This is a genomic window from Exiguobacterium sp. s131, from assembly GCF_018617345.1.
Taxonomy (GTDB): Bacteria; Bacillota; Bacilli; order Exiguobacteriales; family Exiguobacteriaceae; genus Exiguobacterium; species Exiguobacterium profundum.
On the sequence record NZ_JACSJX010000001.1, the window covers coordinates 607,265 to 622,314 of the forward strand.

General features: G+C 50.8%; 11 protein-coding genes. 9 read left to right on the forward strand and 2 right to left on the reverse strand.

Annotated elements, in window-relative coordinates; translation table 11 throughout:
- Nucleotides 1–26 precede the first annotated feature (26 nt).
- The 7 genes from KNO69_RS03230 to KNO69_RS03260 all read left to right on the forward strand — a co-directional run bounded on the left by KNO69_RS03230 (nt 27) and on the right by KNO69_RS03260 (nt 7,405).
- The gene (locus KNO69_RS03230) at nt 27–884 is read left to right on the forward strand and encodes a YitT family protein (RefSeq protein ID WP_012726942.1); all 858 of its coding nucleotides are present in this window, start codon (nt 27–29) and stop codon (nt 882–884) included.
- Nucleotides 885–992: 108 nt separating this feature from the next.
- Nucleotides 993–1,328 carry a cytochrome c551 gene (gene cccB, locus KNO69_RS03235; RefSeq protein WP_031422851.1) on the forward strand — a complete coding sequence of 112 codons (336 nt, stop codon included), beginning with the start codon at nt 993–995 and terminating at the stop codon, nt 1,326–1,328.
- Nucleotides 1,329–1,783: 455 nt separating this feature from the next.
- Nucleotides 1,784–2,470: a cell division ATP-binding protein FtsE gene (ftsE, locus tag KNO69_RS03240; protein ID WP_047795074.1), complete on the forward strand. Its 687-nt coding sequence runs from the start codon at nt 1,784–1,786 to the stop codon at nt 2,468–2,470.
- Nucleotides 2,460–3,362 (forward strand): permease-like cell division protein FtsX, encoded by a 903-nt coding sequence (ftsX, locus tag KNO69_RS03245; protein ID WP_031422854.1) that lies wholly within the window; start codon nt 2,460–2,462, stop codon nt 3,360–3,362. Before ftsE ends, ftsX begins: the two co-directional genes overlap by 11 nt.
- A 23-nt stretch (nt 3,363–3,385) precedes the next feature.
- Nucleotides 3,386–4,717, forward strand: a complete 1,332-nt coding sequence (locus tag KNO69_RS03250; protein ID WP_214816098.1) for a murein hydrolase activator EnvC family protein — start codon at nt 3,386–3,388, stop codon at nt 4,715–4,717.
- Between the two features lie 101 nt (nt 4,718–4,818).
- Nucleotides 4,819–6,222, forward strand: a complete 1,404-nt coding sequence (locus KNO69_RS03255; RefSeq protein ID WP_214816100.1) for a S41 family peptidase — start codon at nt 4,819–4,821, stop codon at nt 6,220–6,222.
- A 28-nt stretch (nt 6,223–6,250) separates the two neighbouring features.
- Nucleotides 6,251–7,405: a PDZ domain-containing protein gene (locus KNO69_RS03260; protein WP_353047477.1), complete on the forward strand. Its 1,155-nt coding sequence runs from the start codon at nt 6,251–6,253 to the stop codon at nt 7,403–7,405.
- Nucleotides 7,406–7,470: 65 nt separating this feature from the next.
- Here the strand turns inward: KNO69_RS03260 and glpK are convergent, their stop codons facing one another.
- A complete protein-coding gene (gene glpK, locus KNO69_RS03265; protein ID WP_214736915.1) occupies nt 7,471–8,988 on the reverse strand; it encodes a glycerol kinase GlpK in 1,518 nt (505 codons plus the stop codon).
- Nucleotides 8,989–9,016: 28 nt separating this feature from the next.
- Nucleotides 9,017–9,724, reverse strand: coding sequence for an MIP/aquaporin family protein (locus tag KNO69_RS03270; protein WP_047795079.1), 708 nt, complete (start codon nt 9,722–9,724; stop codon nt 9,017–9,019).
- 462 nt (nt 9,725–10,186) lie between these two features.
- Between KNO69_RS03270 and uvrB the strand changes: the two genes are divergently transcribed.
- Nucleotides 10,187–12,157, forward strand: coding sequence for an excinuclease ABC subunit UvrB (gene uvrB, locus KNO69_RS03275; RefSeq protein WP_214683870.1), 1,971 nt, complete (start codon nt 10,187–10,189; stop codon nt 12,155–12,157).
- Entirely contained in the window at nt 12,158–15,031 is a 2,874-nt protein-coding gene (gene uvrA / locus KNO69_RS03280; protein ID WP_214730412.1) for an excinuclease ABC subunit UvrA, read from the forward strand. It begins immediately after the preceding gene.
- Nucleotides 15,032–15,050: the final 19 nt, after the last annotated feature.

A 15,050-nucleotide genomic window follows, 5' to 3' on the forward strand; every position in this document is an offset into this window, starting at 1 on the left:
GTTGTGTGTAAAGGAGACTTTCTTTAATGAAGCAAATCGTCAAAGACTATCTGTATTTGTTGACCGGCTCAGTGTTCGTCGCCTCGGCCTTCAGCTTATTTCTGTTGCCAAACAATCTGGCATCAGGCGGGGTGAGCGGGATCTCGGTCATCACCTATGAACTGTTCGGCATCTCGCCGGGGGCGTTCCAGCTCGTGGCGAACGTGTTACTTCTGATTATCGGGTGGGCCATCCTCGGACTCGGTTTCGGTGTGAAGTCGCTCGTCGGCTCCATCTTTTTACCGGGTGTCATTCTTTTCTATGAGGCGATCGATGCCGGTGCGGCTGTGGACGATACGCTCCTCGCGGCCATTTTCGGTGGTGTCGGTGTCGGTGTCGGACTCGGACTCATCTTCCGTGGACGCGCCTCGACAGGGGGGATGGACTTGATCGCTCAGATTTTACATAAGTTCACGCACATCCCGCTCTATCTCTGTATCGCCATCCTCGATGGCATGGTCGTCTTGACCGCGGCCTTGACATTCTCGTTCACGACCGGACTCTATGCACTCATCGCATTATTCATCACGGTTAAGATGATCGACTTCGTCCAGCTCGGGTTCACACAGGACAAGATGGCTTACGTCATCTCGGAGAAGCGAGACTTCATCGTCCGAGCCGTCTTCGAGGAGCTTGACCGTGGTGCGACAGAGATCCAAGCAATCGGAGCATACTCACGTCTCGACCGTCCGATGCTCATGATTGTTGTCCGTCAGAGCGAAGTGAGTCGATTGAAGGAAATCATCCGTCGGATCGACCCGGAGGCATTCCTTGTCTTCAGTGAGGCACATGAGGTGCTAGGACAAGGGTTTACGTCCGATAAGCGTTACATCAACGTACCGTAAGTTGTGGAATCTTTGTGTACTTTTCGTGAGATTAGGTTAGAAAACATACGTTAACGGCTATAATGGTAAATGTAGGTCATTTCTACAACTTAGGAGGGGAACGTGGTTATGAAAAAATGGATGATGGCCATCGGCCTCGGAGCCATGCTGACACTCGGCGCATGTGGCGGCGGTGAAGAAGAGGATACATCGAGCAACGGGGATTCGGGCTCGAACACGGCATCGGTTGACGCGGAAGCGGTATACGCACAAAACTGTGCGGCATGTCACGGTGCGAACCTTGAAGGAATGAGTGGTCCGTCACTCGAACAAGTCGGTGCTCGTCTGTCGGCAGAAGAGATTGAAAACGTCATTCGAAACGGTCAAGGCGCGATGCCTGCGAACGTCATTGAAAAAGACGAAGAAATCACAGCGGTCGCCGCTTGGCTCGCTGAGAAAAAATAAGATGTGACAGCATGAGGTGTGTTCTACCTCATGCTTTTTTTATGGTTACTTTGATTGAAACGAGGTAATACAACAAATCTTAAATCGAAAAAATAGGCTCAAAGAAAATCGATACATTCATAAAGAATCCGAAGGTAGTATCATTTGAAGTGCGGTTTCAACATTCTATTAGGGAATAAGAAAGCGAGTTTCTTCGCGACATTTTCACATCGAACTCAATCGAACTGAAACAATCCTGTAATGGTGTTTTAAAAGTCGGATTGATATAATTGTAGTCGCTTCAACATATGCCCTAGATGATTTTTTGACCAGGCTAACATAAAAAAGCGACGCCTTGACAGAGGAAGTCGTTTCCTGTAAAAAAGACTCTAGGCGAAATATACAGTAACTAAAACAATTGATTCAAATTCGTCATAGATGCTTAAAAATAATTTAAAAAGGGTAGGGAATACGTTATGATCTCGATGCAAAAAGTCAGTAAAGTATATCCGAACGGCGTCGTCGCCATGGATGACCTCGATCTAGAGATTCGCGACGGCGAGTTCCTTTATGTCGTCGGGCCTTCCGGTGCCGGAAAGTCGACGTTCATGAAGATGATTTATCGTGAGGAGAAGCCGACAGCCGGTCAATTGTTGATTGACGGACTCGATGTCGGGAAAATTAAAGACCGACACGTACCGAAGCTACGCCGTCAACTCGGCGTTATCTTCCAAGACTTCAAATTGTTGCCGTCACTTACGGTATATGAGAACGTAGCGTTCGCATTAGAAGTTGTAGGAGCAGACACGTCTTCGATTCGGAAACAAGTCATGGATGTGTTGAACCTTGTCGGATTGAAGAACAAGGCGCGCAACTATCCCGACGAACTATCAGGTGGAGAACAACAACGTGTCTCGATTGCTCGCGCAATCGTCAATAAGCCAAAATTGATCATCGCCGATGAGCCGACAGGGAACTTAGACCCGGAAACAGCATGGGGCATCATGGAAGTGTTTGAAGAGATTCACCGCCGCGGAGCGACAATCGTCATGGCAACACACAACCGTGACATCGTCGATAAGATTCGTCACCGCGTCATCGCGATTGAGAACGGGAAAGTCGTGCGCGATGAAGAGAAAGGAGCATATGGCTATGATATTTAAGACTGGATTGCGCCATTTGCGTGAAGGGTTCAAAGGAACACTTCGGAATGGATGGATGTCGTTCGCGGCGATTAGTGCCGTGACCATTACGTTGCTACTTGTCGGTGTATTCGCACTCGTCATGTTCAACATCAATGAAATTTCAGATAACGTCGAAAATGATGTCGAGATTCAAGTGTTCATCACTCGTACAGCGGATGAGAACTCGGTTGAGAAACTCGGAGAGAACATTGAACAGGTGCCGGGCGTCTCGACGGTCACGTTCAGTTCAAAAGAAGATGAGCTAGCGAAGTTCCAAGACCAGCTCGGCGATGATGCGGCTGCATACGGAACGGTCGAAAAAGACAACCCGCTCCACGCCCGCTATATCGTCAAAGCACAAGACCCGACAGAACTAGAGGAAGTGGCCAAGTCGGTCGGTTCACTCGATAATGTGGACGATGTGAAATACGGAAAAGACTACATCGATAAAATGTTTGCCTTCTTCAACGGGATTCGCATCGGCGGACTCGCGTTGATTGTCGGTTTGACATTGATGGCGATGTTCTTGATCTCAAATACGATTAAAATGACAATCTTCTCGCGTCGCCGTGAGATTGAAATCATGCGACTCGTCGGAGCGAAAAACAGCTTTATCCGCTGGCCGTTCTTTATCGAAGGATTGCTCCTTGGAATGCTTGGGGCTCTCGTCCCGATTCTTGTCATTTATTTCGGATATGACGTTGCATATAGTGCTTTACAACCATCGCTTGATCAATTGAATAGTGATATATTTAAGTTGATTGATCCATCGACGCTAACAGTCCAAGTATCGCTTGTTTTACTTGCACTCGGTGCGTTCATCGGAATCTGGGGATCGACGACATCGCTCGGTCGTTTCTTGAAAATCTAACTTAAATAAGGAGGAGTTGGCGGATGAAACGTTCGCTTGCGCTAGGGTTGTGTGTATCGTTACTTGCCATGCCGGTCATGGCGACAGAGAAAGACACGTTGAAAGCTCGACAAGATCGACTGTCCAATGAGTTGGAGGAGTCGAAAAAAGCGCAGGCCGAGACGGATGCCGAACTCGAGATCACCGAGGCAGAGCGTGATGCCGTGAAGACGGAAATACACGTCGTCGACGACCGGTTGAATGAATTGAGCGAACAAATCGCCATTCAGCAGCATGAGGTCGATACAGCCCGGGCAGAACTCGAGTCGACCCGCCAACAACTTTCCGTTCAGGAAGAATACTTGGAAAGCCAGAAGGAACTCGTGAACGAGCGCCTTCGCGTTTTGCAAGTACATGAAGACACTTCCTATCTACAAGTCATCTTTGAGTCCCGTTCCTTCGGCGACTTCGTGACACGGGCTATGACGGCCCGCACGATCGCTGAACAGGACCGGGAGCTCATACATAATTATATGAGTGAGATGGGACGTTTGGAGTCGCTCGAGTCGACACAACGTACCCAGCTCTCTTTCATCAAGCAAAAAGAGCGCGAGCTCGTCATCACCAAGCAAGACCTTGACCGAACGGCCGAGAAGAAACGTGACCTGTTGGTCGAACTGAACGAACAAGTGGAGCAGCTCGAGCTCGAAAAGATGACGCGCAGTGAAGAGCAGGCGGTCATGGCTGAACAGAACCGCATCATCAGTGAACAACTAGAGGCGATTGCGACTGCCGAACGAGAAGCCGCAGAGGCGGCGGAACGTGCCAAACGTGAAGCTGAGGCGCGTGCCGCTGAAGCTGAAGAGCGAGCACAAGCAGAAGCGGAAGCCAGTGAGTCGGAGGTCGAGGAGGCACCAGAAGTGACCGCACCAACCGAAACACCGACGAATGTGTCCACGTCCACCGGATTCGTTCGTCCTGTGTCCGGTTATGTGTCTAGTCCGTTCGGTCCACGAGACAACCCGTTGACAGGTGTGCCGGAGATTCACAAGGGCATCGACCTCGTCAATGCGTCTGGAACACCAATCGTGTCAAGCGCACCAGGTGTCGTCATCAAGGCGGCACCGGCGACCGGATATGGAAATGTCGTCTTCGTTTCGCATGTCATCAACGGTGAGATTTGGACGACCGTCTATGCCCATTTAAATGCGATCACAGTCGGAGCCGGTCAACAAGTGGCGGCGGGACAGACGGTCGGAACGCTTGGCAATACCGGCTGGTCGACCGGACCCCATCTTCATTTTGAGTTACACCGAGGGAAATGGGCACCGGGACAGCCGAACGCAATTGACCCGGCCCCGTATATTGGATACTGACAGAAGCGGACGCGTCCCAAATATGTGGAACGCGTCCGCTTTTCCTCTAGTTTTTGCTATACTAATGAAAAGACTTACAAAGAGAAATGAGGGACCAACCCGTGAAAAATTCAACCGCAGGACTACTCGCTGGCACAACGTTCGTGGCTGGGGCCGGTGCAGGCCTTGCGACGATGGCGTTTACAGACACATCGCTTCCCATTCAAACGAATGCGGAAGGCTGGGATAAAGTCGACCAAGTACGTGATTTGATTGAAGAACATTCGTTACAGGACATCTCAGAAGACGATTTATTGACCGGTGCGCTCGACGGGATGACCGCAGCGCTGAACGACCCGTATTCGGATTTCTTGGATGCGGAAGAAACGTCACAATTTACGGACTCGATTGAATCGAGTTTTGAAGGAATCGGCGCGACTTTGGAGAAGAAAGGAGAGGACATCCTAATTGTCGCTCCGATCAAAGGCGCTCCGGCTGAAGAGGCGGGACTTCGTCCTGGCGACATCATCACAGCGGTCGACGGGGAGTCGATCGAAGGGATGGATGTACAGGAAGCCGTCCAATTGATTCGAGGCGAAAAAGGGACGACCGTCACGTTGACGATTCGCCGTGGCAGTCAGACGGCGGATTATGAGATCACACGTGACACGATTCCAATCGAGACGGTCTTCTCTGAAGTGAAAGAGAAAGAGGGTAAAAAGATTGGGTATCTCCAAGTCACCCAATTCTCAGAACCGACGGCTGATGAATTCCTCGAACAACTCGAGCAACTCGAGTCAGAAGAAATCGATAGCTTGATCATCGATGTTCGTGGAAATCCGGGAGGTCTCTTGCCTGCCGTCATCGAGATGTCGGAAGGGTTCGTCCCGACATCAAAACCGGTCGTCCAAATCGAGAATGCGGACGGTGACCGTGATGCACAAAACGGTCGTGCTCGTGAAGCGAAACCGTATGACCTGTTTGTCTTGACGGATGAGGGTTCTGCCTCGGCATCTGAGATTTTGACTGGTGCGATGAAAGAAGGAGCAGGCGCGACCATCATCGGGACGAAGACGTTCGGAAAAGGTGTCGTCCAGACGGCGTTCGACTTAGAGGACGGCAGTAACTTGAAATTGACGACGAGCAAGTGGCTCACACCGGACGGAAATTGGATTAACAAGAAGGGCATCGAGCCGGACATTGAAGTGGAGCAACCGGACTTCTTCAACGTGACCCGTGTCCTGACAGAAGAAGAGTCGCTCCAAGTCGGAGATTACGGTGATGCCGTCTCGAACTTGCATAAAATTTTAACTGGAATCGGCTATGAGCCAGGCGGTCAGCCGGGATATTACGGGGATACGATGGCGAACGCCGTGAAAGCATTCCAGACAGACAATGGTCTCGAGGCTTCTGGAACTGTCGATGAAGAGACAGCCTCTGCACTCGAAGCGAAGTTGCTCGAAGCGATTCAAGATGAGGCGAATGACGCCCAATTGAATCGTGCGCTTGAAGAAGCCGCAAAATAACGTTGTATGAAAGAAAGGGTTGGACCGCGTGGAAGTTGTACGAATGGGTGTTACGGCTTTATTGACGTTGTTAGGTAGTCCGCTGTTTTGGGTGACACTTGTCGCCCTTACATACATATCGCTTACACGGGTCAAGCGAGAACGGGCCATGTTCCGTTCGAGACGTCGCTCACCGAAGTCGGAATGGAGACATTTCATCTGGCCGAGTCTTCTGTTAGCGGTCCTCTCATCGGCCGTGACGATTTTACTCGAGACGACCATCACGTTTGAGTGGGCCGTCTCGTTCACGATTCTCTATACGCTCGTCGTCTTGACGATGCATCCGCGATTCTTTAATCCGGTGCTTCCTCTTCTCGTGTTGTTTGGGGTCGTCTTGTTACGCGATGTTGTCGCATATGGGGTGCTTCGTAATTGGGTAGCAGCACTCGCTCAGGTCGATTGGACGGTCTATGCGCTCACATTCGGCCTCGTCACCCTTGCGGAAGCGATTCTCTTGCGCTGGAACGGACCAAAAGAGACATCCCCGACCTTGATCTTGTCGAAACGGGGGCAGTTTATCGGAGGGCATGTCGTCAAACGGATTTGGTTTTTCCCGCTCGTCGTCTTCGTGCCACCGATGTTCGGTCTCGACTGGCCGATGGTGCCCATCATTCTTCCGATTCCCATCGGGGTCAGTTTATTGTCGACCGGCGCCTTACCAGGAACGCTTCTCGCACGACTGAGTAATTATCGTGCCGTACTCGCTTTGATCGCCCTCGGTCTATTCGGCCTCTCATATGCGTTTGAGATTCCATATGTCGACTATGTAGTATTGACGCTATTCGTCCTCTATGAGCTCGGCTTACAATGGATCAAACGCGAGAATCGGGGAACGACACCCGTTTTCATCAACGGAAACCGTGGGGCGGTCATCGTCGACACGCTACCGAACTCGCCTGGAGAGGCGATGCAGCTCATCCCGGGTGAATCGATCTATAAAGTCAACGGGACGGTCATCACCGGAGGGCACAGTTTTTATGAGGCGCTCCAGCAACATAAGCCATACATCAAGCTGGAAGTGTTGAATCTGAACGGAGACATCCGATTCGTTCAACGGGCGATGTATGAGACCGATCCACATGAGCTCGGGATTTTGTTCGTCGGGGAACCAACGAGCCCGAGAGTCCATTTGCGTAAACTGTAAGAGTATCCGTCATGGGTACTCTTTTTTGCATACAAAAAGGGCACCTGCAAGGATGCCCTTTCGTCTTATACTTCAAGTTTTGAAGGTTTGAATGCCATTGTGGCTTCGACTGCGTGTTGCCATCCTTTGTATAGGGCTTCACGGTGAGACTCGTCCATGTTTGGATCGAACTTCTTATCGAGTTTCCACTGGTCTTTGACTTCGGCTTGGTCTTTCCAGAATCCAACGGCGAGACCCGCCAAGTAGGCGGCACCGAGTGCAGTCGTTTCACTCACTTCAGGACGTTCGACCGGAACATTGAGAATGTCCGATTGGAACTGCATGAGGAAGTTGTTGCTGACGGCTCCACCATCGACGCGGAGCGTCTTCAAGTTGATGCCTGAGTCATTTTCCATCGACGTGAGGACGTCACGTGTCTGGTAAGCGAGTGACTCGATTGTCGCCCGGACCATCTGTTCTTTCTCTGTCCCACGCGTGAGACCGAAGATGGCACCACGGACGTCAGAGTTCCAGTACGGGGCACCGAGACCGACGAAGGCAGGAACGACGTAGACACCGTCAGTTGATTCGATCCGTGTCGCATACTGTTCCGAGTCTTTCGCTGATTTCAACATTCGTAATCCGTCACGGAGCCACTGGATTGCAGAACCGGCGACGAAGATCGAACCTTCGAGCGCGTATTCTACTTTCCCGTTATAGCCCCAAGCGATTGTCGTCAAGAGACCGTGATCAGATTTGACGGCTTCTTCTCCCGTGTTCATGAGCATGAAACAACCTGTTCCATACGTGTTTTTCGCCTCACCTTTTTCGAAGCAAGTTTGTCCGAACAAGGCGGCCTGTTGGTCACCTGCAGCTCCGGCAATCGGGACTTCGAATCCGAAGAAGTGGTATGGAATCGTGTTCGCATAGACTTCACTTGACGGTTTGACTTCAGGAAGCATTGATTTTGGCACTGTCAAGATGTCGAGTAACTCGTCATCCCACTTCTGCTCGTAGATGTTGTACATGAGTGTACGCGATGCGTTCGAGTAATCGGTTACGTGTGCTTTTCCACCAGAGAGTTTCCAGATGAGCCACGTGTCGATTGTCCCGAAGAGGAGTTCGCCGTTCTCAGCTTTTTCACGTGCACCCTCGACGTTGTCAAGAATCCATTTGACTTTCGTTCCTGAGAAGTAGGCATCGATGAGGAGACCTGTTTTGTCGCGGACCATATCGGAATGACCGGCTGCTTTCAGCTCTTCACAGATGTCGGCGGTTTGACGGGATTGCCAGACGACGGCGTTATAGACAGGGCGTCCTGTTTCCTTCTCCCAAACGACAGCTGTTTCACGTTGGTTCGTGATCCCGATTCCGGCAATCTCATTCGGGTCGATATCAGCAGAACCGAACGCTTCCGCCATAACGGCGAGGACAGACCCCCAAATCTCATTGGCGTTGTGCTCGACCCAGCCTGGTTTCGGGAAGTATTGTTTGAATTCGCGCTGTGCGACTGTGACAATTTTTCCATCATGATCAAAGATGATTGCTCGTGAACTTGTCGTTCCTTGGTCCAATGCTAAAATATAACGTTTTTCTTTCGCCATATGTGATTTCCTCCTTCAAAATTATGTGTTAAGGGACGAGAATACCGTAGATGAGTGCGGCAATAATCGCACCGATAATCGGACCGACGACCGGGATCCATGAATAACCCCAATCTGAAGATCCTTTTCCTTTAATTGGAAGGAATGCGTGTGCGATACGTGGCCCAAGGTCACGTGCCGGGTTGATCGCATATCCCGTCGTACCACCGAGCGAAAGACCAATCGATACAATCAAGAAACCAACGATGAGTGGATTGAGTCCGTCTGCGAATGTGTTTGCCCCGAATGACAACAATGCAAAGACAAGGACGAATGTTCCGATAATCTCACCAATCAAGTTGTACGGCGTGCTTCGAATACCTGGAGCTGTCGAGAACGTCGCCAGTTTTAAACCAGGATCGTCTGTCGCATCATAGTGCGGCTTGTAGTGGACATAAACCAAACATGCCCCGATGATGGCTCCAATAAACTGAGCGAGGATATAAAGTGGGACATCAGCCCATGGGAATTCGCCTGCTGTCGCGAGACCAATCGTGACGGCAGGGTTGATGTGAGCGCCTCCGTAAATTCCGGCTGCGTAGACCCCGACCATAACGGCAAGACCCCAACCCATTGTGATGACAATCCAGCCAGAGTTTTCCGCTTTGGAATGGCGGAGGACGACGCCGGCGACGACACCGTTACCGAGCAGAATCAATAGCATCGTACCAATAATTTCACTGACAAATGCTGACATGTGATACTCCCCTTTCTCCCTTATGCAATTTGACTTACCACTTCATTATATGCCCAAAATGTAAGCGTTTTAAAACAGTGTTTTTTAAAAATCCTACTTTTTTCCTACAAATGTTCACATTTACAGCTGTAAACTTCGCAAAAGAATTAAGAAGCAGAGCGAAACGTTCACGAAGTGGATGGTTTTTTCGGATATTTCAAGCATTCCAATTTACTAGGGACATAGTCCAATCTGAAAAGTGCAATGCTTTATGCCACAAAAGTGATTCTGTTGAAATCTTGATGTGATGATTTGGATGGAACAAGATGTTTCTTTTGAGACAGTAAAGGAAAAAGAAATGAACAATGGATTGAATGAAAAAAAGAAATAAAATGAATTAACCTACAAACTAATAAGCGAATATTTGTTCGTGTCTATGGTATAATCAAGACACTTATGAAATGAGAAGGTGAGGAGTATCTTATGGAATCGATTCCGTTTGCATTACAATCTGAATTTCAACCAGGAGGCGACCAGCCTGAAGCGATTCGACAGCTTGTCGAAGGTGTAAATCGAGGTGACCGGTATCAGACGCTCCTCGGTGCAACGGGTACGGGTAAAACGTTTACCGTTTCGAACGTCATTCAAGAAGTAAAGAAGCCGACACTCGTCCTCGCCCATAACAAGACGCTCGCCGGTCAGCTCTACTCGGAGTTCAAAGAGTTCTTCCCGAACAACGCGGTCGAGTACTTCGTCAGTTACTATGACTACTATCAACCGGAAGCGTACGTGCCGTCGACGGATACGTTCATTGAGAAGGATGCTTCAATCAATGATGAAATCGATAAGCTGCGTCACTCGGCGACGTCGGCTCTCTTTGAGCGCGATGACGTCATCATCGTCGCATCTGTCTCCTGTATTTATGGTCTCGGTAACCCGGAAGAATATCGGAGCCTCGTCTTGAGCCTTCGCGTCGGGAAAGAGATGGGACGTGACGAGATGTTACGTAAACTCATCGACATTCAATATGAACGAAACGATATCGATTTTCAGCGTGGACGTTTCCGTGTCCGCGGGGACGTCGTCGAGATCTTCCCAGCATCGCGTGACGAACACTGCATGCGCATCGAGTTCTTCGGAGACGAGATCGACCGTATCCGTGAGATGGATCCGTTGACGGGTGAAATCATCGCAGACCGTGATCACGTCGCCATCTTCCCGGCATCCCACTTCGTCACACGCGACGAAAAATTGCAAAAGGCAATCGTCAACATCGAAGCGGAACTTGAGGAACAACTTGAGAAGTTCCGCGAAGAAGGGAAGCTCCTAGAAGCGCAACGACTCGAGCAACGAACGCATTACGATTTGGAAATGATGCGTGAGATGGGGTATTGTTCAGGAATCGAGAACTATTCGCGCCACTTGAACTTGATGCCAGAAGGCTCGACTCCGTATACGCTACTCGATTACTTCCCAGAAGACTTCTTACTCGTCGCCGATGAGTCGCACGTGACGCTCCCGCAAGTACGCGGGATGTACAACGGGGATCAGGCACGGAAACAAGTGCTCGTCGATCACGGCTTCCGTCTCCCTTCGGCGAAGGATAACCGTCCGCTCAAGTTCGATGAGTTCGAGAAGAAAGTCTCACAAGCGATTTTCATCTCGGCGACACCAGGTCCGTACGAACTCGAACATACGCCGAACATGATTGAGCAGATCATCCGTCCGACCGGGTTACTTGATCCGACAATCGAGATTCATCCGATCAAAGGTCAGATTGACTACTTGATGGATCAGATTCGCGAACGCATCAAGCGCGACGAGCGCGTGCTCGTGACGACGCTCACGAAGAAGATGGCAGAGGACCTATCCGATTACTTACGCGAAGCGGGAATCAAGGTCAACTATATGCACTCCGAGATCAAGACGCTCGAGCGAATCGAAATCATTCGTGACCTTCGGCTCGGGAAGTATGACGTGCTCGTCGGGATCAACTTGTTGCGGGAGGGTCTCGATATTCCAGAGGTCAGTCTCGTGACGATCCTCGATGCGGACAAGGAAGGGTTCCTTCGTTCGGATCGCTCGCTCATCCAGACGATTGGTCGAGCGGCGCGTAATGCGAACGGACACGTCATCCTGTTCGCGGACAAGGTGACCGACTCGATGGCGCGGGCCATCGAAGAGACGGATCGTCGTCGGTCGATTCAACAGGCTTATAATGAAGAACATGGCATCATCCCGCAGACGATTCGAAAGGACGTCCGAGGGGTCATTCGGGCGACGGTCGAGGCGGAAGAGGAAGCACTCGAATCGCTCAGTACGATGAAGCCGGCCGAACGCGAGGCGGCGATTGCCAAGTTGGAAGAAGAAATGAAGCAAGCGGCGCGCGACCTCCAGTTCGAACGTGCGGCCGAATTGCGTGACTTAATCTTGGAGTTGAAGGTAGGGAATTAAATGGCTGAAAAGAAAAATGCGATTGTCATCAAAGGGGCACGCGTCAACAACTTAAAAAATATTGACATCGATATCCCACGTGACCAGCTCGTCGTCTTGACGGGCTTGTCCGGCTCCGGGAAATCGTCACTTGCGTTCGATACGATCTATGCGGAAGGACAGCGTCGTTACGTCGAGAGCTTATCCGCATATGCCCGACAGTTCCTCGGACAGATGGATAAGCCAGACGTCGATACGATTGAAGGGCTCAGTCCGGCCATCTCGATTGACCAGAAGACGACGAGTCGTAACCCACGGTCGACGGTCGGGACGGTGACCGAGATTTATGATTACCTTCGTCTATTGTTCGCACGAATCGGGAAGCCGGTCTGTCCGAACCACGGCATCGAGATCTCGAGTCAAACGATCTCACAGATGGTCGACCAGGTGATGGAATTGCCGGAACGGACGCGACTCCAAATTCTTGCGCCAATCGTATCGGGTCGAAAAGGGACGCACGTGAAAGTATTCGACTCCTTGAAAAAAGAAGGATTTGTTCGTGTCCGTGTCAATGGTGAAACAATTGAATTGACGGATGAGATCGAGCTCGATAAAAACAAGAAGCATTCGATTGAAGTCGTCGTCGACCGCCTCGTGGTCCGACCTGACGTCGAAGGGCGCCTCGCCGACTCACTCGAGACGGCATTACGTCTTGCGGACGGCCGTGTCATTATCGATAAGATGGATGGCACCGAGCTTCTCTTCAGTGAGCATCACGCCTGTCCGATCTGCGGGTTCTCCATCGGCGAACTCGAACCTCGGATGTTCTCATTCAACTCGCCATTCGGTGCATGTCCGACGTGTGATGGTCTTGGGACGAAACTAGACGTCGACCCAGAACTCGTCATCCCGGACCCGTCGAAGACGTTGAAAGAGGGGGCGATTGCCGCATGGCAACCGACAAGTTCCCAGTACTATCCGCAACTGTTGGCTGCGATGTGCCAGCATTTCAACATCGACATGGACGTGCCGTTCGAGCGCCTATCAAAACGTGATCAGGACCTCGTCTTGAACGGGTCTTCGGAGGAATCGTTCCTCTTCCGCTACGAGAACGACTTCGGTCAAGTGCGGACGAATACCATTTTCTTTGAAGGGGTGCTCCGTAACATCGAGCGCCGTTACCGGGAGACAACATCCGACTATATCCGTGAGCAGATGGAAATGTACATGGCGACACATGCGTGTCCGACATGTCACGGCTATCGCTTGAAAGAAGAGTCGCTCGCCGTCAAGATCACGGGTCAGCACGTCGGGCAAGTGACGGAGAAATCGGTCGTGAACGCACTCGCGTTCTTTGAAGGACTCAACGAGCAGTTGAGCGAGAAAGAGATCGCCATCGCCCGTCTCATCCTCCAAGAGATTCGGGAACGACTCAGTTTTTTGAATAACGTCGGTCTCGACTACTTGACGCTCTCTCGTGCCGCTGGAACACTCTCGGGTGGGGAGGCGCAGCGGATTCGTCTCGCGACACAAATTGGGTCTCGTCTCACGGGTGTCTTGTATGTCCTTGACGAACCATCCATCGGTCTTCATCAACGTGATAACGATCGGTTGATTTCGACCCTCAAACAGATGCGGGACATCGGCAACACGCTCATCGTCGTCGAGCATGACGAGGACACGATGATGGAAGCCGACTACTTGATTGATATCGGACCAGGCGCAGGAGAACATGGCGGACAGGTCATTGCGGCCGGGACGCCGAAACAACTGATGAAAAATAAAAACTCGCTCACCGGTCAATATCTTGCTGGGAAGAAGTTCATCCCACTTCCGGCTGAACGGAAGATGCCAGACGAACGTTTCTTAAAGATCGTCAAAGCAGAAGAGAACAACCTAAAAGACGTCGACGTTTCCATTCCACTCGGGATGTTCGTTGCCGTAACAGGGGTCTCGGGATCGGGTAAATCGACCCTCATCAATGAGATTCTCTATAAATCGCTCGCGCACAATATGAACCGGGCCAAAGCGAAGCCAGGCAAGCACAAGAAGATTGAAGGACTTGAGCATATCGATAAGGTCATCGATATCGACCAATCCCCGATCGGACGGACCCCTCGTTCAAATCCGGCCACGTATACGGGTGTCTTTGATGATATTCGTGACGTCTTCGCCTCGACGAATGAAGCGAAGATGCGCGGCTATAAGAAGGGACGTTTCAGTTTCAACGTTAAAGGCGGGCGCTGTGAAGCATGTCGTGGGGATGGGATCATCAAAATCGAGATGCACTTCCTTCCTGACGTCTACGTTCCGTGTGAGGTCTGTCACGGGAAACGCTATAATCGTGAAACGCTCGAAGTGAAGTACAAAGGAAAGACGATCGCAGACGTCCTTGATATGACGATTGAGGAAGGACTCGAATTCTTTGACAAGATTCCGAAAATCAAGCGGAAGATTCAAACGATTTATGACGTCGGTCTTGGCTATATGAAACTCGGTCAGCCGGCGACGGAACTTTCGGGTGGGGAAGCCCAGCGTGTCAAACTCGCTTCGGAACTTCATAAACGGTCGACCGGGAAAACGATTTATATTCTAGACGAACCAACGACCGGTCTTCACGTCGACGACATCGCGCGCTTGTTGAAAGTGTTGCAACGCCTCGTCGAGAACGGGGACACGGTGCTCGTCATCGAGCACAATCTCGACGTCATCAAGTCGGCCGATTATTTGATTGACCTCGGACCAGAGGGTGGAGATGGTGGCGGACTCATCGTCGCAACGGGGACACCAGAAGAAGTCGCGGAAGTGTCAGGCTCGTATACCGGTAAGTATTTGAAGCCGGTTCTCGAACGAGATGCAGCCCGAGTGAACCCGAAAGCAGGAAAAAAGAAATAAGTATAGAAATGGTGAGAAA

What these genes read in the sequence shown, in the direction of transcription:
- KNO69_RS03230 (WP_012726942.1), top strand. Translation starts at nt 27, where the DNA reads ATGAAGCAAATCGTCAAAGACTATCTGTATTTGTTGACCGGCTCAGTG.
- cccB (WP_031422851.1), top strand. Translation starts at nt 993, where the DNA reads ATGAAAAAATGGATGATGGCCATCGGCCTCGGAGCCATGCTGACACTC.
- ftsE (WP_047795074.1), top strand. Translation starts at nt 1,784, where the DNA reads ATGATCTCGATGCAAAAAGTCAGTAAAGTATATCCGAACGGCGTCGTC.
- ftsX (WP_031422854.1), top strand. Translation starts at nt 2,460, where the DNA reads ATGATATTTAAGACTGGATTGCGCCATTTGCGTGAAGGGTTCAAAGGA.
- KNO69_RS03250 (WP_214816098.1), top strand. Translation starts at nt 3,386, where the DNA reads ATGAAACGTTCGCTTGCGCTAGGGTTGTGTGTATCGTTACTTGCCATG.
- glpK (WP_214736915.1), bottom strand. Translation starts at nt 8,988, where the DNA reads ATGGCGAAAGAAAAACGTTATATTTTAGCATTGGACCAAGGAACGACA.
- KNO69_RS03270 (WP_047795079.1), bottom strand. Translation starts at nt 9,724, where the DNA reads ATGTCAGCATTTGTCAGTGAAATTATTGGTACGATGCTATTGATTCTG.
- uvrB (WP_214683870.1), top strand. Translation starts at nt 10,187, where the DNA reads ATGGAATCGATTCCGTTTGCATTACAATCTGAATTTCAACCAGGAGGC.
- uvrA (WP_214730412.1), top strand. Translation starts at nt 12,158, where the DNA reads ATGGCTGAAAAGAAAAATGCGATTGTCATCAAAGGGGCACGCGTCAAC.